Source organism: Brachybacterium sp. J144 (assembly GCF_036321705.1).
In the GTDB taxonomy this organism is placed as follows: Bacteria; Actinomycetota; Actinomycetes; order Actinomycetales; family Dermabacteraceae; genus Brachybacterium.
This window is the reverse complement of the sequence record NZ_JAZDCG010000022.1, coordinates 279977-301375: the sequence shown is the minus strand read 5'-3', so window position 1 is coordinate 301375 and position 21399 is coordinate 279977. Positions and strand designations below refer to the sequence as shown.

Here is a 21399-nt window from a genome sequence, read left to right as displayed (position 1 = left end):
TGGGAGAATGGCCGTCATGGCTCACTCCTTCGCGGACATCACTCCCCCGATCGCCCTCACCCCGCTCGACGGTCGCTACCGCGCCCAGGCCGCGCCGCTGGTCGACCATCTCTCCGAGGCGGCGCTGAACCGCTGCCGCCTCGTGGTCGAGACCGAGTGGATGATCCACCTGCTCGACGGCGGCGTGATCCCGGGCCTGCGCACCCTGACCGACGAGGAGCGCGCCCTGCTGCGCGCGATCCCGGAGGACTTCGGGGCCGAGGGCATCGCCGAGCACGCCGAGATCGAGCGGGAGACCGTCCACGACGTCAAGGCGATCGAGTACTACATCAAGCGCCGCCTCGCGGGGACGAGCCTCGAGCCGCTCTCCGAGGTCGTGCACATCTACTGCACCAGCGAGGACGTCAACAACCTCTCCTACGCGCTGATGATCCGCGGCGCCGTGCACGACGTGTGGCTGCCCGCCTTCCAGGCGCTGGTCGACGATCTCGAGGCCCTCGCCCGGGACACCGCCGAGGTGCCGATGCTCTCCCGCACCCACGGCCAGCCCGCGACCCCGACCACCCTCGGCAAGGAGATCGCGGTCTTCGCGCACCGACTGGGCCGCCAGGCCCGGCGCATCCCCGCGAACCAGACCCTCGGCAAGATCAACGGCGCGACCGGCACCTACGCCGCGCACGCCGTCGCCGTCCCGACCGCGGACTGGGAGGAGGTCGCGCGCACCTTCGTCGAGCACCTCGGCCTGACCTGGAACCCGCTGACCACGCAGATCGAGTCGCACGACTGGCAGGCCGAGGTCTACGCGGACGTCGCCCGCGCCGGGCGGATCATGCACAACCTCGCGACCGACGTGTGGACCTACATCTCGCTGGGCTACTTCCGCCAGCGGCTCTCCGCACAGGGCGGCACCGGGTCCTCGACCATGCCGCACAAGGTCAACCCCATCCGCTTCGAGAACGCGGAGGCGAACCTCGAGATCTCCGGGGCGCTGCTGGACGTGCTCGCGCAGACCCTGGTCACCACCCGCCTGCAGCGGGACCTCACCGATTCCTCGAGCCAGCGCAACGTGGGCATGGCCTTCGGCCACTCGCTGCTCGCGATCTCGAACCTGCGCAAGGGCCTCGCCGGTCTCGACGTGGATCCCGACGCGATGGCCGCGGACCTCGAGGCGAACTGGGAGGTGCTCGGCGAGGCGGTGCAGTCGGTGATGCGCACCCTCGGCGTGCAGGGCGTGCCGGGCCTGGACAACCCCTACGAGCGGCTCAAGGACCTCACCCGCGGTCAGCGCGTGGACGGCGCGGGCATGCGCGCCTTCATCGAGGGACTCGGCCTGCCGGAGGCGGAGCGGGACCGGCTGCTGGCCCTCTCCCCCGCGACCTACACCGGCTACGCCGCACGGCTCGTGGAGCGCCTCGAGGACGGGAAGGCCTGAGCGCCATGTCCGAGGACGTGACGACGACGGGCGCTGATACCGCCAAGCACGGCGGGCACCCCGGGCACGGAGACCACGGCGTGCACGGAGATCACGGCACACAGGGCGATCCCGGCTACCGGGAGACCAAGTCGCCGTACCTCCGACGCCTCAAGCTCATCGAGGGGCAGGTCCGCGGGGTGCACCGGATGGTCGAGGAGGACGCGTACTGCATCGACGTGCTCACGCAGATCTCCGCGGTCACCAAGGCCCTGCAGTCGGTCGCGACGGGTCTGGTCGACGACCACATTCATCACTGCGTGCACGATGCCGCCCGCTCCGGCGACTCCGAGGAGCTCGAGCGCAAGATGGACGAGATCATGCAGGCGGTCAAGCGGCTGATGAAGTGAGCTGACCAGTCGGTTGACGGGCGGCGCCCGGGGGCGCTCCGGGCGGTCGCCGGGCGGCGTCGACGGAGGCTCTGTGCGGTCGCCGTGGGCTCAGCGCGGGCGGACGCTGAGCACGTCGAGGCTCGCCTCGTCGCCGAGACGGAGGGCGAGGCCGACGGTCGCGGCGACCGTCGAGGGGGCGACGTAGTCCTGCTCGCGGTACTCGCCCTGCTCGAAGTCCCGCAGCTCGCGCTGCATGTCGGTCGCGACGCGCCCCGGATGGACCGAGGTGACGCGCACCCCGGCGGCCCGCTCCTCCTCGCGCAGCGCATCGGTGAGGGCGCGCAGCGCGAACTTCGAGGCGGCATAGGCACCGCCGCCGGCCTTGGCGGTGAACCCGTTGCCGGAGTTGATCGTCACGACGGTGCCGCGCGCGGTGCGCAGAGCGGGCAGCAGCAGCCTGGTGAGCGCGGCGACGGCGGTCACGTTGATCGCGAAGGAGCGCTCCCAGGCGGCGGGCTCGAGATCCTCGAGCCTCCCGCTGACCAGTACCCCGGCGGAGTGGACCAGCCCGTCGAGCCCGCGGGGCAGGCGGAGGGCCTCCACCGCCGCAGCGATCTGCTCGGCGTCGGTGAGCTCGGCGACGAAGGGCTGGGCCGAGGGCAGCTCGACGACCACGGCGGCGACCGCCTCGGCGTCGCGACCTCCCACGATCAGGTGGTGATCCGCGGCGAGCTCCTCGAGGACCGCACGGCCGATGCCCCGCGTCGCGCCGGTGACGAGGACGGTCGGACGGTGCGCGGCGCCAGCGGCGGCATCGGCGGGGGAAGACGGGGCGAGAGCGGGGTCGGTCATGGGGCCGAGTCTGGCACGGGACGCCGAGCGTGCCGCCCGGCCCCGCGCGCGGTGAGAGCATGTCGCATGTCGAGAGGAGGACGCTGATGCAGCCGTTCACCCCGAGCCGCGACTGGCTGCGGGCCGAGGTGCTGGTGGTGCTGGGCCTGTCGCTCGGTCGCAGCGCGGTCTACTCGCTGATCGCCCTCGCCCAGGCCCTCGCCGCGGGTCCGCTCGCCGGCCAGTCCACCTCGCTGAACACTTCTCAGGACACCGATCCATGGATGGATCTGCTGCGCCAGCTGCTCTCGATCACCTTCACCCTGGTGCCGGTGGCCCTCGTGATCCTGCTCCTCGCCGTCACGGCCGGAAGCATCGCCCAGGCCCTCGGGGACCTCGGCCTCGAGCGTCGCCGCCTGGGCCGGGACCTCTGGCAGGGCCTCGCCCTCGCCGCGGCGATCGGTGTGCCCGGGCTCGCCGTCTACCTGCTGGGCCGCGCCGTGGGCCTCACCGTCGAGGTGGTGCCCGCAGCGCTCGGCGAGCACTGGTGGACGGTGCCCGTGCTCATCCTGCACGCCGTGAAGAACGCGCTGCTCGAGGAGGTGATCGTGGTGGGCTATCTGATCCAGCGGCTCGAGCGGCTCGGCTGGAGCGGTCGACGTGCCGTGATCGCCTCCGCGATCGTGCGCGGCGCATACCACACCTATCAGGGGGTCGGCCCGGGCCTCGCGAACCTGGTCATGGGGCTGGTGTTCGGCGAGTGGTTCCGACGCACCCGGCGCACCGGCCCGCTGATCGTGGCTCACGCCCTCATCGACGTGGTCGCCTTCGTCGGCTACGCGTTGGTGAAGGACCTGCTGCCGCTGTGAGCCGGCCCGTCGAGGCAGGAGCTGCCGGGGCGGGACTCCGAAGGGGTCCGGCTCAGAGCACGAAGGGCTCGGCCTCGCCGTCGGAGACCATCGGCAGACCGGACTCGAACCACTGGTCCATGCCGCCGGCGACGTTGATCGCGTCGTAGCCGTTGGCGTTCAGCCACTGCGACACCTGGAAGCTGCGACCGCCGCTGCGGCAGACGATGTAGAGGTCGCCGTCCTCCGGGAGCTCGTCGAGCTTCTCCAGCAGGCTGCTGGCGGCGAGGTGGCGAGCGGTCGGCGCATGGCCCGCATCCCACTCGGACTGCTCGCGCACGTCGATCAGGTGGGCGCCCTCGGGCACCTCGGTCGGGGCCACATTCCGCAGTTCCGTCATGCATCCACCCTAACGGCCGCGGTCCGCCCCGCGGGACAGCAGGCGGGTGATCGGAGTCGTGGTCAGTTACTGACGCGTAGCGTTCCACTACGGTCATATATCCGTAGCCCTACGCTACGCGCCAGTAACCGACAGGTTCCCCTGCTCCCTCCACCCTCCGCCGCGGATCAGGCGCCCCGCAGCGCGAACCGGCGCGCCAGCGGGGAGCCGACCAGCACCGCCGCGATCACCAGCGCGTACGCCCCGAGGACGCTCGCGATGTACTGGAGCGCGACCAGCGGATCCTGCGGGGCGCCGCCCAGCACCGCCATCACCACCAGCAGCGCGGTGAAGGTGGCGAGGACGGAGCTGAGCAGTACCGGGAGCACGATCTCCGCGATCCGCGACCGGTGCAGCTGTCCCACCTGTGCCCCGGCGACGTGCTGGGAGCGCAGCAGCGGGGCCTGATCGATGACCCGGGCGGTCTGGGTGACGCCGGTGCTCACCGCGGCGAGCACGGCCGCGATCCCGAGCGTCAGCAGTCCGCCGGTGGACATGGCCGTCGCCATCATCAGGTCCTCCGCGCCACGGAACCCGTCGCCGCGGGTCATCAGCGAGATCACGGTGAGGAAGCCCGCGATCACCAGCGCGAAGGTGATCCCGGAGACGGCCCGCCACCCGGCCTTCGGGTCCGCGGCGAGCCGCCGCGCCCCGACCAGCAGCGAGGGAGTCGGCGCGAGGCGCGCCACCAGCAGCGCCACGAGCCACACCAGATAGGGACCCACGAGGTTGACCCCCGCGACCACGGCGCCGATGAGCGCGACCATCACCGCGATGACCACCGCCTCGCCGGCGATCGGGCCCAGCACCATCGAGCCGATCTGCGCGAAGACCAGGAAGCCGACGACCAGCGTCGCCCAGATCGCCAGGCGCACCACCGACATCCGCACCGTGCGGGAGTTCCGCGCGACACCGAGGGGGCTGAGCACCACCCCGGTGAGGGACACGGTCGCGGAGCCCGCCGCGAGGAGCACCATCCCGATCACGAGCAGCGGGTAGGCCCACCAGGGCATGAGCAGATCCGCAGTGGTGAAGGGAGTGATCCCGAAGTCGAGAGCGGTCAGCGGCGGCGTCGCGACCAGGTGCAGCACCACGCCGAGCAGCCCGCCGAGCAGCGCCTGCGCGGCGACGTCGAGGACCGCGACGGCGCCCACCTGCGTGGCGGTGCCGCCCACGAGGCGTATCGCGGCGAGGTCCTGCTCGCGCCGGGCGAGCGAAAGCCGTGCCGCGGAGCCGCCGAGGCCGACGGCGCTCGGGATCAGCAGCACGGAGGCGACCATCGCGCAGGTGACCAGGAAGGGGATGACGGAGGCTTCGCCGGTGTGGACGACCTCGCCCCCGTCGGGGAGCCGGCCGACGAAGGCGGCCGCCCCGCCGAGCACGGTCAGGGTGATCCCGGTGGCGGCGGCGAAGGCGATGACGGGCAGCAAGTCCGCGAGCGCGCCGCGGCGGCGCAGCAGCAGCGGGGCGGAGGCGAGCAGGGCACTCATCGGGCCGCACCCTCGATCGCGGCCTCCGGCCGCACGAACTCCCGGGCGATGCGGCCGTCGCGCATCGCTACCGTGCGGCGGCAGGCCGCGGCGATCTGGGCGTCGTGCGTGACCATCACCAGGCTCGCCCCGGTCTCCGTGCAGGAGTCGACAAGGGTGCGCAGCACGGACCGCCCGGTCTCCTGGTCCAGGGCACCCGTCGGCTCGTCGGCGAAGACCACCGCGGGTCGGCCGGCGAGCGCTCGGGCGACGGCGACGCGCTGGGCCTGACCGCCGGAGAGCTGGGTGGGCCGACGGTCGTGCATCCCGGCCAGACCCAGGCGGTCCAGCCAGGCGCGCGCCTCCGCGGTCGCGGCGCGGCGCGAGGTGCCGCCGAGCATGCGCGGCAGGATGACGTTCTCCAGCGCGGTGAGCTCCGGGAGCAGCTGCCCGTCCTGGAAGACGAAGCCGAACCGGCTGCGGCGCAGCAGCGTGCGCCGGGAGTCGCCGAGCCCCGCGAGGTCCTGGCCATCCAGGTGCACGGTGCCGGCGGTCGGGGCGAGGATGCCGGCGAGGACGTGCAGCAGGGTGGTCTTGCCGCAGCCGGAGGGGCCCATTACGGCGAGGGAGTCGGCCCGGGCGACGTCGAGATCGACGCCGTCGAGGGCGCGGGTCGCGGCCGAATCGCGGCCGTAGGTGCGGACCAGGCCGCGCGCCGCGAGGATCGGGGTGGGGTGGGCGGCGGCCAGGGGGTCGCCGACGGATCGGAATGCAGGGGGCGAGACGTTCATGGCTCCACGATCCGTCGCGGCCCCTCCCCGCGCGTCAGCCCGCGGAGCGGTTCCGCGCCCGCGGGGTCAGACCGTGGGATGACGCGACCGTGCGACCACCGGCCGGGCATGGGGCAGGGACGACGGAGCGCCGGGCCCGGGCTCGCTGCCCGTGACCCGGCGCGCTCCAGGGAGTCCGTTTTCGCCAGTACACGTCGATCAGGCCCTGCCTGACAGCTGATCTCCTCCCGGCTCGTCCCTCGCCAGCACGTCGATCAGGCCCTGCCTGACAGCTGATCTCCTCCCGGCTCGTTCCTCGCCAGTTCGTCGATCAGGCCCTGCCTGACAGCTGATCTCCTCCCGGCTCGTTCCTCGCCAGTTCGTCGATCAGCCGAAGCGACCGGAGATGTAGTCCTCGGTCTGCTTGTTCGAGGGGTTGGTGAACATCTTCTCGGTATCGTCCATCTCGATGAGATGACCGGGCTTGCCGGTGCCGGCGATGTTGAAGAAGCCGGTGCGGTCCGAGACGCGCGACGCCTGCTGCATGTTGTGCGTCACGATCACGATCGTGTACTCCTCCTTGAGCTCGTGGATCAGATCCTCGATCGCGAGCGTGGAGATGGGGTCGAGCGCCGAGCAGGGCTCGTCCATGAGGACGACCTCGGGCTTGACCGCGATGGTGCGGGCGATGCAGAGACGCTGCTGCTGACCACCGGAGAGGCCCATGCCGGGCTTGTCCAGACGGTCCTTGACCTCGTTCCACAGGTTCGCACCCTTGAGCGAGCTCTCGACCAGCTCGTCGGCCGCGGACTTGGAGATGCGACGGTTGTTGAGCTTGACGCCGGCGAGCACGTTGTCGCGGATCGACATGGTCGGGAAGGGGTTGGCCTTCTGGAACACCATGCCAACGCGGCGGCGCACGTTCACCGGGTCCACGCCCTGGGCGTAGATGTCCTGGCCGTCGATCTGCACGGTGCCCTTCGCGTACGCGCCGGGGATGACCTCGTGCATCCGGTTCAGGGTCCGCAGGAAGGTCGACTTGCCGCAGCCCGAGGGGCCGATGAGCGCGGTGACCGAGCGGGGCAGGATCTGGACGTTGACGTCCTCCACGGCGAGGAAGTCGCCGTAGTAGATGTTGAGGTCCTCGACGGTGATGGGCTGGGGGGCTGCCATCGGAAGTCCTTTCGCGGGGGTCGTCAGCTCAGCGGCTGAGCTTCGGGGAGAAGTAGTGGCTGATGAGGCGGGCGACCAGGTTCAGGACCATGACGATCACGATCAGCGTGAGGGCCGCGGCCCAGGCGCGATCGATGTTGGTCGAGACCGAGCAGGCGTACTCCGCACCGGAGACCGGGTTGGACACCGTCTCGCTCATGCAGTTGGCCCTGCCGGCACGGTACTGCTGGTTGATGAAGGTCGGCAGCGTGGCCATGCGGCCGTCGAACATGTTCCAGTTGACGGAGGTGACCATGCCGACCGTGAGCAGCAGCGGGGCCGTCTCACCGATGACACGGGCGATCGCGAGGGTCACGCCGGTGGCGAGGCCCGCGATCGAGGTGCGCAGCACGACCCGCACGATGGTCAGCCACTTCGGCACGCCCAGGGCGTAGGCCGCCTCGCGCAGGTCCAGCGGGACCAGGCGCAGCATCTCCTCGCTCGAGCGGACCACGGTGGGGATCATCAGCAGCGACAGGGCGACCGAGCCCATGATGCCCATGCGCACGCTCTGGTCCGGCATGAAGGCGATGAACAGCGCGAGGCCGAAGAGACCGGCGACGATCGAGGGGATGCCGGTCATCACGTCGACCAGGAAGGTGACGCCCTTGGCGAGGGTCTTCTTCCACCCGGTGCTCGCGTACTCCACGAGGAAGATCGCGGTGAACAGGCCCACCGGGATCGAGATCAGGGAGGCCCAGAAGGTGATCAGCAGGGTGCCGACGGTCGCATGGACCACGCCGCCCGCATCCGCGCCGCCGATGACCCCGGACATGTCGCTGGTCCAGAAGGCGAGGGGGGTCGGCGCCGCCTTGAGCAGGCGCGAGCCGCCCTCGATGATCACCTGCCACAGCAGCGAGACCAGCGGGAACAGGGCGATCGCGAAGGCGCCGATCACCAGGAGGGTCATCACGCGGTCCGCGGCCCACCGACGCCCCTCGCGCACGCGCGAGTAGATGTAGGTGATCACCAGGTGCAGCACGTAGCCCAGCAGGATGACGTTGACGAGGCCGAGCGCCCCGAAGACGGACAGCAGCACGACGGACACGACGATCGCGATCGCGCCGGTGAGCAGCAGGTGCCAGGCGGGGAGGTGGCGCTCGGAGGCGCGCGCCCCCGAGATCGGGGTCTTCGCAGTGGTGGTTGCAGTGCTCATGGCGTCATGCCTTCACAGTCGTGCGGGAGACGATCCAGCGGGCGAGGGCGTTGATCAGGAAGGTCAGCACGAACAGCACCAGACCCGTGTAGATCAGGTAGGCCATGTCCGGACCGGAGGCCTCGGCCTGCTTGCCCGCGATGTTGGAGGCGATCGTGTTGTGCTGGCCGACGACCAGGATGTGCCAGGAGTACGTCGCGCCGGGCGCGAGGATCATCAGCACGGCCATGGTCTCGCCGAGCGCGCGGCCGAGGCCGAGCATCGAGGCGGCCACGACGCCCGAGCGCCCGAAGGGCAGCACGACCGTCTTGACGACCTCGAAACGGGTCGCGCCGAGGGCGAGCGCCGCCTCCTCCTGGAGCCGCGGCACCTGCAGGAAGACCTCACGGGACATCGCGGTGATGATCGGCAGGATCATCACCGCGAGGACCACGGAGGCCGAGGCCAGGTTGCGCATGGGGGCGGTGGGGTCCCCGGCGAACAGCGGGATGATCGCCTCGCCCGCGGGCACGAGGGGCACCCACGAGGGCCACACGAGGGTGGAGTTGAGGAAGACGTACAGCGGCTCGAGGCGGGGCACGAGCCAGAGACCGCCCCACAGGCCGTAGACCACGGAAGGGACCGCGGCCAGCAGATCGATAGCGTAGCCGAGGCCCGCCGCCATGCGCCGCGGCGCGTAGTGCGAGATGAACAGGGCGATGCCGAGCGAGATCGGGATCGCGACCACGAGCGCGATGAGCGCCGCGAGGATCGTGCCGTACACGAAGGGGCCGACCCCCGCGAGCAGCTCGAAGGATCGATCCTCCGAGCCGAAGAGGAAGCCGAGCTCCTTGCTCCGGCGGATCGCCGGCATCGACTCGCTCGTGAGGAAGATGGCGACCAGGGCGAGGGTGACGAAGATGAGGACACCCGAGCCGATGCTCAGGATGGAGAAGACGGAGTCACCGAGGCGACGACCGCTGCGCTTCATGGAGGAGGAAGCGGCGGGCGCCTGCGGAGTCTCCGGGGCGGCGTCAGTGCTGCTCACGTGGGGCCTTCCTCAGAACGTGCGGGGACGGGGAGGGGGACACGCCGATGCCGCCGGGCCAAGAAAGCTGACCCGGCGGCACGACGATGTGCGCTCGACGCAGGTGATCAGCCGACGGCGATCGCGTCGATGGCGGCCTGCGCCTCGGTGCGGAGCTCATCGGAGAGGGGAGCCGAGCCCGCGTTCTCGAGACCGGTCTGCTGACCCTCCTCGGAGACGATGTAGGACGCGTAGGCCTTCACGGCCTCGCCCTGGGCGGAGTCGGCGTAGGAACCGCACAGCGCCAGGTAGGAGACGAGGACGATCGGGTACACGCCGGCCTCGGTGGTGGTGCGGTCGAGCTCCACGACGATGTCGTTCTCCGCACGGCCCTCGGCGCGCGGGGAGACGTCGACGGCCTTCGCGGCGGCCTCGGGCGAGTACTCCACGAACTCCTCGCCGACCTGGATGGCGGCGGTGCCGAGGTTGCCGGCCTGCGAGGCGTCGGCGTAGCCGATGGTGCCGTTGCCGCCCTCGACGGTGGAGATCATGCCGGAGGTGCCGTCACCGGACTGGCCACCGTCGATCGGCCAGGTCTCGATCGGGCCGTGGGTCCACGCCTCGGGGGCGTTCGCCGAGAGGTACTCGGTGAAGTTCTCGGTGGTGCCCGAGTCGTCGGAGCGGTGGACCGGGACGACGGCGAGGTCGGGGAGGGTGACACCCTCGTTGAGCTCGGCGATCTTCGGGTCGTTCCAGTTGGTGATGGTGCCGGCGAAGATCTCACCGATGACCGCGGGGCTCAGGTTGAGGGAGTCGACGCCCTCGATGTTGAAGACGACCGCGATCGGGGAGATGTAGACGGGCAGGTCGAAGGCCTGCTCACCGTTGCACACCTCGGCGGAGGCAGCGAGCTCCTCCTCGTCGAGGGCGGCGTCGGTGCCCGCGAACTGGACCTGGCCCGCGAGGAACTGCTCACGCCCGGTGCCGGACCCGGTGGGGTCGTAGGTGATCGTGAGGTCGGAGCCCTCGGCGCCGGCGAGGCCCATGAAGGTCTCGGTCCACGCGGTCTGGGCGTTCTGCTGCGAGGAAGCGCCCGAGCCGGCGAGGTTGCCGGTCAGCTCGGCGTAGCCGCCCGCAGCCGCCGCGCCGCCGCCGTTGTCGGAGGAACCGGAGCCGCCATCGGTGGTCTCCGAGCCGCCGCCGCACGCGGTGAGGGCGAGTCCGCCGACGAGGCCGAGGGCGGCGAGGGAGACGAGCTTGTTCTTACGAACGTTCACTGCGAGTCCTTTCGGGGCCGGGGCGGCCCGGGAATGGCGTCTGAAGTCTGACGTCAGGGACGCTAAGGAGCGCAGGTGTCCGCACGACCCTTCCCATGTGAACAGCAGGTGAACAGCCCCTCCGGACACATGAACCCACAGGTCAGCGAGAGATAGGGATGGGTCACACTTCTGGTCACGAAGCAGTAACGGGTCCTCGGACCGGAGTCGGCGCGGCGGCCCTCAGGACGACTCGGAGACGGCGACGAGCCCGACGATGAACACGACGTAGAGCACGAGGCCGATCAGGGTCAGCAGGCCGAGGATGTTGATCACCAGGCCCGAGATCGCGAGGCCCCGGCCGCCCTTGGGGGGCATGGCCTGCGGCGAGGTGTCCCTCATCCCCAGGATCGAGAGGAGCAGGCCCACCGGCGACAGGACGCCCGCGCACATCAGGTACCCGACGAGGCCGACCACGAAGCCGGCGATCGCCGTCCCGGAGCTCGGCGGCGACGGCGCATACGGTCCCGGCTGCCCGATGTACGCGGGGCCCTGCCCGAACTCGGGCGCGAAGCCGACGGGGGCCGCGAGCGGGTCCGAGTTCGTCGCGTACGGATCCGAGGACGATCCGTACGGATCGCTGCCGACGGCATAGGGGTCCTGGCCCCCGGCGTACGGGCCCCCACCCGATGCCGAGGACTGCCCCGCGGCGTACGGGTCGTGCCCGCCGGCGTACGGGTCCTGCCCGCCGTAGCCGCCCTGGCCTCCACCCGACCAGTTGTCCGATGCGTTCATGTCGTTCCCCCTTCACCCGTCATGGGTCATCCGCCGATGTTCGGCAGGTGTCGTTCGATCGCGACCACTCTGCCAGAGCTCGTGGTGTGCAGCAGCAGCGCCTCTCCCGCCGCGAGGAACGGGTCCTCGCGCGGCAGCTCGAGCGCGGCCCCCGGATCCGCGACCTCGCGGATCACCTCGATCACCGTCGGCAGCACCGGGCGGTGCGTGCACACGACGGTGCCGCGAGCCTCCTGCAGCACGCGATGGATCACCGCGGCCGTGCGGGCGGGCTGGCGCCGGGTCCCGTCCTCGGTGAGCTGCTCCTTGGTGCGCACGCGCAGACCCTCGAGCGAGGCGAGCGGGGTCACGGTCGCCAGGCAGCGCTCCCACGGGCTGCTCAGCACGCTCGCCGGGTCGAAGGCATCGATCAGGGTCGGCAGCGCCTTCGCCTGCTTCTTCCCCTTGCTGTTGAGCGGCCTGCTGGCCTCACCCTTGCGCCACTTCGCCCGGGACACCGCCGCGCCGTGCCGCTGGATGATGATCGGCACCGTGTCCAGCTCGTCGGCGTCGAGGAAGCGCCGCAGCGCCGCGAGGGCGACCTGGTCCCCCTGCCGGGTGACCAGCCGCTCCGCCTCGTCGAGGGAGGTCCAACGCACCTCGTCGATCTCGGCGGGGTTCTTCGGCCCCGGGGCGATCTGCGCGCGGACGGTCCCGATCCAGAACTGGACGATCTTGGTGCGGCCGTCCGGCAGCAGGTAGACCGAGGCGGGCAACGGGCGGTGCAGGCGCACCCGGAAGCCCGTCTCCTCGGCCACCTCGCGCACGGCAGCGGCGGGGAAGGTCTCCCCCGGATCCAGCTTGCCCTTGGGCACGGACCAGTCGTCGTAGCGGGGACGGTGCACGAGCATCACCTCGAGACCGTCGGCGCCCTCGCGCCAGGTGAGGGCGCCGGCGGCGAGGACGGGCTGCGGCATGCCGGGGGCGACGCGCATGATCAGGCCCCGCCCGTCCCCGCGGATCCCGGCGCCTCGGCCCGGGCGCGCAACTGCACGTCCCGGCCCGCAACCGTGAAGCCCCAGCGCTCGTAGAGGGAGAGGGCAGCGGTGTTGTCCGCCTCCACGTAGAGCTCGACCCCGCCGGCCCCCGTCGTCGCGAGGCGCGCGAGCGAGGCGCCCAGCAGGTGCCCGGCGACCCCGTGGCCCTGGACCGACGGGTCGGTGCCGACGACGTAGATCTCGGCGTCGGCCCCCGCGGAGCGGTCCTCGCGCTTCACCCAGACGAAGCCGACCATCCGGCCGTCCTGGCGGGCGACCAGCAGGTCCTCGGCGTCGAACCACGGCTCGGCGAGGCGGAGCCGGAGGTCCTCGAGGGTCATCGCGCCCTGCTCGGGGTGCGCGGCGAAGGCGGCGGCGTTCACCCGCACCCAGTCCTCGGCGTCGCGCTGTGCGTCGAAGGGCCCGAGCTGCAGACCGGGCAGGTCCGAGGGGCGCAGTGCGGGGAGCGGCGCGGCCTCGCCGAGGGGGCGGTGAAGGGTCAGCAGGCGTCGGGTCTCGACCAGGCCCTCCCCGGTGAGGAGGGCGAGGGCTCCGTCGAGGGCGCCGTGCGCCCACACCCCGGCGTCGGGCCGTGCGGCGAGCGCGGCGCGCAGCAGCACCGTGCCGTGCCCCGCACGGCGGTGCGCGGGGTCGACCATCCCCTGCACGGTGCCGTCGGGCAGCAGGTTCGCGTATCCGATCAGAGCCCCGGCGCGGTCCGCGCCGTCCACCGGCTCCGTCGCGTCGGCGGTCAGCAGCAGGTGCTGGGCGGAGTCCCCGGTGAGGGAGAGGCGCGCGGCCTCGTCGAGCGGGGCGACGCCGTCGTGCGCGGTGGTCCGCGCCAACAGATCCTCGACCGTCGTTCGCACCGCGGGGGCGAGGACGGACGACGTGATCATGGGGACCTTCCGGACGAGGATGCGGGGAGGGTGCGCACCGCTCACGGCGGTCGCTCGTAGACTGCCACTGTAGCGCCCGCCCGGCCCCGTCCGCGGCACGGGACTGACCATCGGAATCGACCGCGAGGGAGGCCTCATGTCCGCTCCCGAGCGAGCCCCTCTCGGTGCCGCGCTCGCCCTGCTGGTGGCGCTGGTCTCCCTGACCGGACCGATCTCGCCGCTGCTCATGGCGGGGACCGCGGCGCTGCTCGGGGTGCTGATCGGCCTCTCCTGGTCGGAGCTGCTTGAGCTCCCCTCCCGCGCCGGGACCCGCACGGTGATCATCCTCGTGGGCCTCGCCGCCTCCCTCGTCACGGCCTTCGGGGGCGAGAGGGTCGATCCCGTCGGCGGAGTGCTCATGGTCTCCGCCCTCGGCGTGCTCGCCGCCTTCCTCCACCAGATGCTGCGGCGCGACCGCCGCGACCTGACCGCCTCGCTGACCGGCACGGTGGCCGGGGCGTTCGTCTCCGGACTCGCGGCGACGTGGGTCCTCGCCCAGCAGCAGGCCGAGACCGGCGGGCCCACCGGCGTGGTGACGGCGGTGGCGACGGGCCTCGCGGCGACCCTGCTGCTGAACGCCACGATGCTCCCCTCGACGCTGCGGTTCCTGCTCTCGGGGGCGGCCGGCGCCGCGTTGACCGCCGCGATCGCGGTCTCCCTGGCGGCGGTGTCGCTGCCCATGGCCATCGTGCTCGGCCTGGTCAGCGCCGTCGGCTCCTCGAGCGCCCACCTGCTCGTCGGCTCCTCGCTCGTGGCCCGGGAGCCCGTGCCCTCGATCGCCGTGGCGGCGGTGCCGGTGGCGACCGTGGGCGTGCTCGCGCACCTCGCGGTGGTCCTCGTCTCCTGAGGCCTCGGGGCCGCGGTTCCCCGGTAGACTCGCGGGCATGTCCGCGCTCAGCCTGTTCTTCATCGCGCTCGTGGTCCTCGTGGGCCTCGGCACCCTCGCCTTCACGATCCTGGTGCTGCTCCGTCTCTTCTCCCGCTGAGCGGCACCATGCCGATCGAGCTGGACCCCAGCCTCCCCCCGTCGCTCTACCCCCTGGCCTGGCTGGTCGGGTCGTGGTCGGGCTCGGGCGCGGTCCATCGTGCGGGAGACGCCGACGTCCCCGACCGACGGATCGAGCAGACCCTCACCACCACCGCCCGCCCGGACGGCACCCTCGCCTGGCGCTCGGTGATCCACGAGCTGGACGACTCCGCCCCCCTGCCTCCCACGAGCGCCTTCGCCGCCACGCAGCCCGTCGCCGCCGAGGCCTCGCGCCGTCTGCTGCTGCGCGAGGACGGCGTGTGGACCGTCGGCGATCCGCTGCCGGGACAGGACCTCGCCGCGGCGCGCGCCGCCCGCCCCGGCGACCCCGCCGCCTTCCTCTCTCACGCCCTGACCGCGCAGGTCACGCGCCGGGACGGGGAGACCGGGCAGGAGCACTCCGAGACCTGGCGCGGCGAGGTCCGCGGACCGCGGGTCCAGCTCGCCCTGGGTGAGAGCGCGGCCGACGGTCGTCCGCTGGTCACCGACACCCGCATGTTCGGCTACATCGCCGGGCGGATGATGTGGCTGTGGGAGCGGCGCCTGCCCGTCACCGCCGCGGATCCCCACCCGGATCTCGCCCCCTTCGTCTCCCTGGAGCTGCATCGTGCCTGAGCCCGTCGGCGCCCATCGTCGGCTGTTCGTCACCGGGGCGGTGCTCGGCGAGGGCCCCGACGCCGCGGTGCCCGTGCACTATGGCGCCCCGCTGCGCGAGCAGCGTCGGCTCCTGGACCGGCGCGCGGTCGTCGACCTCGGCCAGCTCGAGCTGCTCGAGGTGCGCGGCACCGACGCCCGCACCTGGATGACCACCATCACCAGCCAGGTCCTCGCCGGCACCCCCGTCGGCTCCTCGGCGAGCCTCGCCGTGCTCTCTCCGCAGGGTCGCGTCGAGCATCTCGCCTCCTCGGTGGTCCTCGAGGAGGAGGCGCTGCTGCTGATCCTGGACGCGGGAGCGCGGGCCGGCCTGCGGCGTTACCTCGAGATGATGCGCTTCGCCGCCCGCGTCGAGCTGATCGACCGCGACGACCTGCGGGTCCTCGGCGCTCTCGCACCCGCGGCCGAGGTGCTCCCCGGTCTCGGCCTGCCCGATCCGGTGGCCGTCTGGGCCGAGCCCTGGCCGCAGGTCGCCCTCGGCGGCGTGGCCTACGGGCCGGATCCGGAGGATCCCGTCGGCGCCGTCCTCACCGTGCTCGACGCGGCGGCCCTCGGCGGCCTCCCCTGGGCCGGGGAGCAGCTGGCTGGCATGTCCTCCTGGGAGGCGCTGCGGATCGCGGACCATCGGGCTCGCGCCGCCCGCGAGATCGACGAGCGCACCATCCCGCACGAGCTCGACCTGCTGCGCACCGCGGTGCACACGGCGAAGGGCTGCTACCGCGGCCAGGAGACGGTCGCGAAGGTGCTCAACCTCGGTCAGCCGCCGCGCCGGCTGGTCATGCTGCACCTCGACGGCTCGCAGGACCTCCCGGTCGGGGTGGGCGGTGAGGTGCGCCTCGGAGGGGCCGACGGGAAAGCAGTCGGCACCGTCACCTCCTCCGCGCTGCACGCGGATCTGGGGCCGATCGCCCTCGCCGTGGTGCGCCGCGCCGTGCCGCTCGACGCCCCGCTGAGCGTGGGGGTCGCGGTCGCCGACTCGGCCGGCGAGGATCGCGTGACCTGGGTGGACGCCGCCCAGGAGCCGATCGTCGTGGCCCGCGACCACGGCGAGCGCCCCGCGACCGCGAAGCTCTGAGCCCGCGGCGGCGCCTGCGCCGGCCTCTGAGCCCTCGACTGCGCCGGTGCCCGCGCCGGCAAGCCCGGGCCCACCTGCGCGGCACCTTCACGCACCTCCCACGCCGTCTCCCGGACGGTGCGCCCGCCCACCTGGAACAATGGACGCCATGAGCGCGCAGGACGATCAGGCCGAGTGGATCCGGCACCGCCGCGAGGTGGTCGAGGCCAAGGAGCAGGCCCTGCGCGCCGCCCGCCAGGACGAGCACGAGCGGGCCACCGCCCTCATCCGGGAGGCCGTCGCCGGGTACGCCGCCGCCGGGATCGACCCGATCCCCCTGCGGGCCCGTCCGTACACGGGGAGCGGCACGCTGCGCACATCCCTGCAGGGCTGGTATCTCAAGCAGGACCGGTCCCTGGCCGTGGACGCCGCGGGCAACTACTACGTGATGCGGGTCGAGGGCGGGCTGCTGGCCCGGCTGCGCGGCGCGGACCCGGGGCCCTCCCCGGCCCCGCTGGTCGTCGGGCGCGGTGCGCGCGACGGCGACACCTTCGAGCTCACCGAGCTGCTGCGCCTGCGGCGAGAGGACCCGGTCCGCCCATGAGCCCGCTCTCCTCCCCCGCCCCCTGGCCCGAGCGGGCCCGCGGTGCGATCACCGGCTGGTTCACCACCGGGTTCTCCCGCGGGCGCTCCGACGCCCTGACCGTCGCCCGCGCCGCCCTCGCCGCGTCCCTCGCCTATCTCGTCTCGGGATTCCTGTGGAACCACGAGCATCCCTTCTTCTCCTCGATCGTCGCCTTCATCATCATCGGCTTCGGCATCGAGAAGAAGATGCGCAAGGTCGTCGAGCTGGCGTCGGGCGTCATGCTCGGCGTGCTCCTCGGCGAGCTGGCCCGCTCCCTGCTCGGCTCCGGCACCTGGCAGATCTTCGTGGTGGTGCTGGTCGCCGGGCTGCTGGCCCGCTTCATCGACAAGTCCTCGCTGTTCGGCTTCCAGACCGCGATCCAGTCGCTGCTGGTGATGATCATGCCGGTCACCCCGGGGATGACCCCGGGCGGGCGGGTGCTCGACGCCCTGACCGGCGTGACCGTCGCGATCGTCGTGCACCTGCTGCTGTCGGGGAACCCGCTGCGCCTGCAGGCCCGCGCCGCCTGCTCGTTCTTCGGCGAGCTCGACGACACGCTCGTGGCCCTCGCCCTCGCCGCCCGCAGCGGCGATCACGGCGTCGCGCGGGCGGCCCTCGTGAGCCTGCGCTCCAGCTCCCAGAAGTACACCGACGAGTGGACCCTCGCCAACGACGTCGCCAACGAGATGGCGACCTTCTCCCCCACCGGGGTTCGCCACGCCCACCAGGTCGAGCGGCTGCAGCACCTCCTGATCGGCTCGGACCGGGCGATGCGGAATATGCGCGTCATCGCCCGGCGCGAGGTCGAGTTCCTCGAGGCGGTCCACGGCGATGCCCACTCGCGGCTCGCCGACGCGCTGCTCGCCGCGCGGGACGCGGTCGGTGCCCTGCGGGAGGCCGTGCAGCGCGACGAGGTCGACTTCACCGAGGCGCGGCGTCGGCTGCGGCTGTTCTGCTCCTATCTCACCCCCGAGATGCTGCTGCAGAACGACGAGGGAACCCGGCCCGGGCGGGCCGGGCACTTCGAGGGCGTGACCCTCACCATCCAGCTGCGCTCCCTCGCGATCGACCTGCTGCAGTCGACCGGTCTGAGCGCCGTCGAGGCCAAGAGGTTCCTGCCCAGCCTGGTGGTCGCGGCAGACGGCGAGGCGATCGGGCCGCGCCCCCTCACCCGGGAGATGCGGGCGCTCGAGCCGCCCGCCACCACCGAGGCGCTCGAGCTGCTGATCACCGACCGCTCGGACCCGGATCGCTCCCGCTGAGGCGTCCCTCCCCCACACAGGCCCCAGGCGGTCCGCCCTCGAAGGGCCTTCAGCACGCGACCGTATCCTGAGGCGATGATCGCCCTCATCCAGATGTGGATCCTCGCCGTGCTCGCCCTCGTCCTGCTCGCCGTCGAGGTGTGGGCCTTCGTGAACGCCCTGCGCTTCCGCCCCGACGCGTACACCGCGGCGGACAAGCGCTCGAAGGTGTTCTGGTGCGTGCTGACCGGGGTCGCGATGCTGCTCGGCTTCCTGTCGCTCCCCTACCCGATCGGCAACGGCGGCGCCTCGATGCTGTTCATGCTCATCGGCATCGTCATCGCCGGGGTCTTCCTCGCCGACGTGCTGCCCGCGCTGCGCCGCGTGATGGGTCGCGCCCAGGGGCCGCGCCGCCGCTGGTGAGCACGGCCGACGGACAGCACGAGGCCCCCGGAGCAGCGCTCCGGGGGCCTCGGTCGTTAGGGTCGATCAGGCGGTGTCCAGCTGCCTGATCCCCTCCCGTTCGCCCTGCGCCGCCGACTCGTACCTCGCCGACGACTGCGGGCTCACAGCTCGTCGATCAGGCGTGAGTACCCGCCGAGCGGAGGTTCTCGCAGGCCTCGACGATGCGGGCGGCCATGCCGGCCTCGGCCTTCTTGCCCCAGGCACGGGGGTCGTAGGCCTTCTTGTTGCCGACCTCGCCGTCGATCTTCAGCACGCCGTCGTAGTTCTCGAACATGTGCGAGACGACGGGGCGGGTGAAGGCGTACTGGGTGTCGGTGTCGATGTTCATCTTGATGACGCCGTTGTCGACCGCGGTCCGGATCTCCTCGAGGGTCGAGCCGGAGCCGCCGTGCATCACCAGGTCGAAGGGCATCTCCTTGCCGTACTTCTCGCCCACGGCCTTCTGGATGTCCAGCAGGATCGAGGGGGTGAGCTTCACGTTGCCGGGCTTGTACACGCCGTGCACGTTGCCGAAGGTGAGCGCGGTCAGGTAGCGGCCGTTCTCGCCGAGGCCCAGCGCGGCGGCGGTCTTCAGGCCGTCCTCCGGGGTGGAGAAGAGCTTGGACTCGTCGACGTCCGCGGAGACGCCGTCCTCCTCGCCGCCCACGACGCCGACCTCGATCTCGAGGATCTTCTTGGCGGCGGTGGTCTTGGCGAGCAGCTTCTCGGCGATCTCGAGGTTCTCGTCGACCGGCACGGCCGAGCCGTCCCACATGTGCGACTGGAACAGCGGGTCCAGGCCCTTGTTCACGCGGTTCTCGAGGTCCCACTCGATGAGGGGCTCGACCCAGGTGGGCAGGACCTCCTTGGCGCAGTGGTCGGTGTGCAGCGCGACGTTGATCGGGTAGTTCTTGGCGACCGCGTGCACGTACTCAGCGAGCGCGATGGAGCCGGCGACGCGGTCCTTGATGGTCGAGCCGGAGAGGTACTCGGCGCCGCCGAAGGACACCTGGATGATGCCGTCGGAGTTCGCCTCGGCGAAGCCCTGCAACGCGGCGGTGGCGGTCTGGGAGCTCGAGACGTTCACGGCCGGGTAGGCGAACTTGCCCGCCTTGGCGCGGTCGATCATCTCTGCGTACTGATCCGGGGTGGCGACTGCCATGGGGGTTCTCCTTCGTCGATGGGAGTCCGTGACGACCTCCGCGCGCCAGAGGGCGCGGGTCGTCCGATCGGGCTCATTGTTCCACAGCGCGCCTGACCCTCCCCGGGCCGAGGTCCCGCATGGACAGTCGCCCCTCGTGCTGCGCCGGCGGCCTCCCGGACCCTCTCAGCGCAGCGGGCCCTCGGGGATGTCGGCGTGCTGCAGGATCCAGACGTGCATCGCGATCGCGGCCGCGGCGGCGACGTTGATCGAGCGGGTCGAGCCGAACTGGGTGATGCCCACGACGAGGTCGGCGGCGGCGAGGATCTCGGGACTCACGCCCGGTCCCTCCTGGCCGACCACGAGCACGGCATTCCGCGGCAGTCGGGTGCGCTCGAGCGGCAGCGCGCCGGGCACGAGGTCGATCGCGACCAGCGGCCGCCCCTCCGCGCGCGCCCAGGCGATCAGTCCGTCGGCGTCGGCGTGGTGGATCTCGTGCTGGTAGCGGTCGGTGACCATGGCGCCGCGCCGGTTCCAGCGGCGTCGGCCGACGATGTGGAAGGCGCCGACGGCGAAGGCGTTGGCGGTGCGCACGACCGAGCCGATGTTCGCGTCGTGCTCGAGGTTCTCGATCGCGACGTGGAGGTCGTGGCGGTGGGTGTCGAGCTCGGCGATGATCGCGTCGCGCCGCCAGTAGCGGAAGCGGTCCTCGACGTTGCGGCGGTCGCCGTTCTCGAGCAGCTCAGGGTCGAGCCGCGAGTCCTCGGGCCAGGGCTCGGGGTGGGGTCCGACGCCGACCTCGCGCGGCTCCTCCGTCGCGGGGGACGCCTCCGTCATCGTCCCTCGGCCTTCTCCTCCTCGAGCTCGGCGAGCTCCTCCGCGTCCGGATCGGGCAGACCCGCCGCGCGGCGCTTCCGCTCGCGCAGCAGGAGCCTGATCCCGAACCAGGCCGCGACCAGCAGGATGATCACGTAGACGACGTTCGAGAAGACATCGGTGTAGGGCTCGATCACGGTCCAGTTCGAGCCCATGAAATACCCGATGGTCATGAAGATCGTGTTCCAGATCCCGCTGCCCAGCGCGGTCAGCAGCGTGAACATGCCCAGCGGCATCGCGTACAGGCCCGCGGGGATCGAGATCAGGGAGCGGATGCCGGGCACGAAGCGGCCGAAGAAGATGGCCTTGTAGCCGTGGCGGTCCATGAAGGCGACGGTCTTGTCGTAGTCCTCGACGTGCACGAGGGGGAGGCGGATGAAGATCACCCGCAGCCGCTCGGGGCCCAGCAGGCGCCCGATCCCGTAGAGCAGCCAGGCTCCGGTGACGGAACCGGCGATCGAGGCCAGCAGCATCAGCCAGTACGACTGGCTCGGCCCGGCGGAGGCCACGCCCGCGAGCGGCAGGATCACCTCGGAGGGGATCGGCGGGAAGATGTTCTCGAGGAAGATCAGCAGGAACACGCCGATCGGTCCGAGGGCGTCCATGGTCGAGATCGCCCAGTCGACGATGTTCACGGTGTTCTCCCGGGGGTCGGTCGGCGGGGTCGGGGCGCCGGGGACCGGCCCCTCCATCCTAGGGATCCGCGCCCCGGCGATTCCTCACCGCGGGGGAAGCTCCCCAGCATGTTCACGGATCGTCCCCGTGACCGCCTCACGGCACCCCCGGATCACCTGGATC

23 protein-coding genes are annotated in these 21399 nt (G+C 71.8%); 9 read left to right on the top strand and 14 right to left on the bottom strand.

Going from position 1 to position 21399, the window contains the following annotated elements; genetic code table 11:
* Positions 1-16 precede the first annotated feature (16 nt).
* Together purB and V1260_RS08940 are read left to right on the top strand one after the other, a co-directional pair.
* Entirely contained in the window at positions 17-1432 is a 1416-nt protein-coding gene (gene purB / locus V1260_RS08945; RefSeq protein ID WP_329746466.1) for an adenylosuccinate lyase, read from the top strand.
* A gap of 5 nt (positions 1433-1437) precedes the next feature.
* Entirely contained in the window at positions 1438-1821 is a 384-nt protein-coding gene (locus V1260_RS08940; protein WP_329746465.1) for a metal-sensitive transcriptional regulator, read from the top strand.
* Positions 1822-1911: 90 nt separating this feature from the next.
* Here V1260_RS08940 and V1260_RS08935 read toward each other — a convergent pair whose 3' ends face one another.
* Positions 1912-2655, bottom strand: coding sequence for an SDR family oxidoreductase (locus tag V1260_RS08935; RefSeq protein WP_329746464.1), 744 nt, complete (start codon positions 2653-2655; stop codon positions 1912-1914).
* 86 nt (positions 2656-2741) lie between these two features.
* Between V1260_RS08935 and V1260_RS08930 the strand changes: the two genes are divergently transcribed.
* Complete coding sequence (locus V1260_RS08930; protein WP_329746463.1) at positions 2742-3503, top strand: CPBP family intramembrane glutamic endopeptidase; 762 nt, start codon at positions 2742-2744, stop codon at positions 3501-3503.
* Between the two features lie 52 nt (positions 3504-3555).
* Here V1260_RS08930 and V1260_RS08925 read toward each other — a convergent pair whose 3' ends face one another.
* The 10 genes from V1260_RS08925 to mshD form a co-directional block, all read right to left on the bottom strand.
* On the bottom strand, positions 3556-3882 hold the full coding sequence (locus tag V1260_RS08925) for a rhodanese-like domain-containing protein (RefSeq protein WP_329746462.1): 327 nt from the start codon (positions 3880-3882) through the stop codon (positions 3556-3558).
* 167 nt (positions 3883-4049) lie between these two features.
* Positions 4050-5411: an FtsX-like permease family protein gene (locus tag V1260_RS08920; protein ID WP_329746461.1), complete on the bottom strand. Its 1362-nt coding sequence runs from the start codon at positions 5409-5411 to the stop codon at positions 4050-4052.
* Complete coding sequence (locus V1260_RS08915; protein WP_329746460.1) at positions 5408-6181, bottom strand: ABC transporter ATP-binding protein; 774 nt, start codon at positions 6179-6181, stop codon at positions 5408-5410. Before V1260_RS08915 ends, V1260_RS08920 begins: the two co-directional genes overlap by 4 nt.
* A gap of 366 nt (positions 6182-6547) precedes the next feature.
* On the bottom strand, positions 6548-7333 hold the full coding sequence (gene pstB, locus V1260_RS08910; protein WP_329746459.1) for a phosphate ABC transporter ATP-binding protein PstB: 786 nt from the start codon (positions 7331-7333) through the stop codon (positions 6548-6550).
* Between the two features lie 28 nt (positions 7334-7361).
* Entirely contained in the window at positions 7362-8528 is a 1167-nt protein-coding gene (pstA, locus tag V1260_RS08905) for a phosphate ABC transporter permease PstA (protein ID WP_329746458.1), read from the bottom strand.
* Between the two features lie 4 nt (positions 8529-8532).
* A complete protein-coding gene (gene pstC / locus V1260_RS08900; RefSeq protein WP_329746457.1) occupies positions 8533-9555 on the bottom strand; it encodes a phosphate ABC transporter permease subunit PstC in 1023 nt (340 codons plus the stop codon).
* A gap of 107 nt (positions 9556-9662) precedes the next feature.
* Positions 9663-10811: a phosphate ABC transporter substrate-binding protein PstS gene (gene pstS / locus V1260_RS08895; protein ID WP_329746456.1), complete on the bottom strand. Its 1149-nt coding sequence runs from the start codon at positions 10809-10811 to the stop codon at positions 9663-9665.
* Between the two features lie 222 nt (positions 10812-11033).
* Positions 11034-11585, bottom strand: a complete 552-nt coding sequence (locus V1260_RS08890; protein WP_329746455.1) for a DUF4190 domain-containing protein — start codon at positions 11583-11585, stop codon at positions 11034-11036.
* A gap of 26 nt (positions 11586-11611) precedes the next feature.
* Positions 11612-12559, bottom strand: coding sequence for an NUDIX hydrolase (locus V1260_RS08885; RefSeq protein WP_329746454.1), 948 nt, complete (start codon positions 12557-12559; stop codon positions 11612-11614).
* 2 nt (positions 12560-12561) lie between these two features.
* On the bottom strand, positions 12562-13500 hold the full coding sequence (mshD, locus tag V1260_RS08880; protein ID WP_329746453.1) for a mycothiol synthase: 939 nt from the start codon (positions 13498-13500) through the stop codon (positions 12562-12564).
* A gap of 136 nt (positions 13501-13636) precedes the next feature.
* On the opposite strand from mshD, the gene V1260_RS08875 reads away from it, so the two are divergent.
* The 6 genes from V1260_RS08875 to V1260_RS08850 all read left to right on the top strand — a co-directional run bounded on the left by V1260_RS08875 (position 13637) and on the right by V1260_RS08850 (position 18563).
* Positions 13637-14386: a hypothetical protein gene (locus V1260_RS08875; RefSeq protein WP_329746452.1), complete on the top strand. Its 750-nt coding sequence runs from the start codon at positions 13637-13639 to the stop codon at positions 14384-14386.
* Positions 14387-14533: 147 nt separating this feature from the next.
* Positions 14534-15181, top strand: a complete 648-nt coding sequence (locus tag V1260_RS08870; protein ID WP_329746451.1) for a heme-binding beta-barrel domain-containing protein — start codon at positions 14534-14536, stop codon at positions 15179-15181.
* Positions 15174-16295 carry a CAF17-like 4Fe-4S cluster assembly/insertion protein YgfZ gene (gene ygfZ, locus V1260_RS08865; RefSeq protein ID WP_329746450.1) on the top strand — a complete coding sequence of 374 codons (1122 nt, stop codon included), beginning with the start codon at positions 15174-15176 and terminating at the stop codon, positions 16293-16295. Before V1260_RS08870 ends, ygfZ begins: the two co-directional genes overlap by 8 nt.
* 148 nt (positions 16296-16443) lie before the next feature.
* Entirely contained in the window at positions 16444-16878 is a 435-nt protein-coding gene (locus V1260_RS08860) for a hypothetical protein (RefSeq protein ID WP_329746449.1), read from the top strand.
* On the top strand, positions 16875-18161 hold the full coding sequence (locus tag V1260_RS08855; protein WP_329746448.1) for an FUSC family protein: 1287 nt from the start codon (positions 16875-16877) through the stop codon (positions 18159-18161). The genes V1260_RS08860 and V1260_RS08855 overlap by 4 nt, the downstream gene beginning before the upstream one ends.
* A 75-nt stretch (positions 18162-18236) precedes the next feature.
* Positions 18237-18563 carry a DUF2516 family protein gene (locus tag V1260_RS08850; protein WP_329746447.1) on the top strand — a complete coding sequence of 109 codons (327 nt, stop codon included), beginning with the start codon at positions 18237-18239 and terminating at the stop codon, positions 18561-18563.
* 157 nt (positions 18564-18720) lie between these two features.
* On the opposite strand, the gene fbaA is transcribed toward V1260_RS08850, so the two are convergent.
* From fbaA to V1260_RS08835, 3 genes are all read right to left on the bottom strand, one after another.
* Positions 18721-19746 (bottom strand): class II fructose-bisphosphate aldolase, encoded by a 1026-nt coding sequence (fbaA, locus tag V1260_RS08845; protein WP_329746446.1) that lies wholly within the window; start codon positions 19744-19746, stop codon positions 18721-18723.
* 165 nt (positions 19747-19911) lie between these two features.
* A complete protein-coding gene (locus V1260_RS08840) occupies positions 19912-20562 on the bottom strand; it encodes a TrmH family RNA methyltransferase (RefSeq protein WP_329746445.1) in 651 nt (216 codons plus the stop codon).
* Complete coding sequence (locus V1260_RS08835) at positions 20559-21293, bottom strand: DedA family protein (RefSeq protein ID WP_329746444.1); 735 nt, start codon at positions 21291-21293, stop codon at positions 20559-20561. The genes V1260_RS08840 and V1260_RS08835 overlap by 4 nt, the downstream gene beginning before the upstream one ends.
* Positions 21294-21399: the final 106 nt, after the last annotated feature.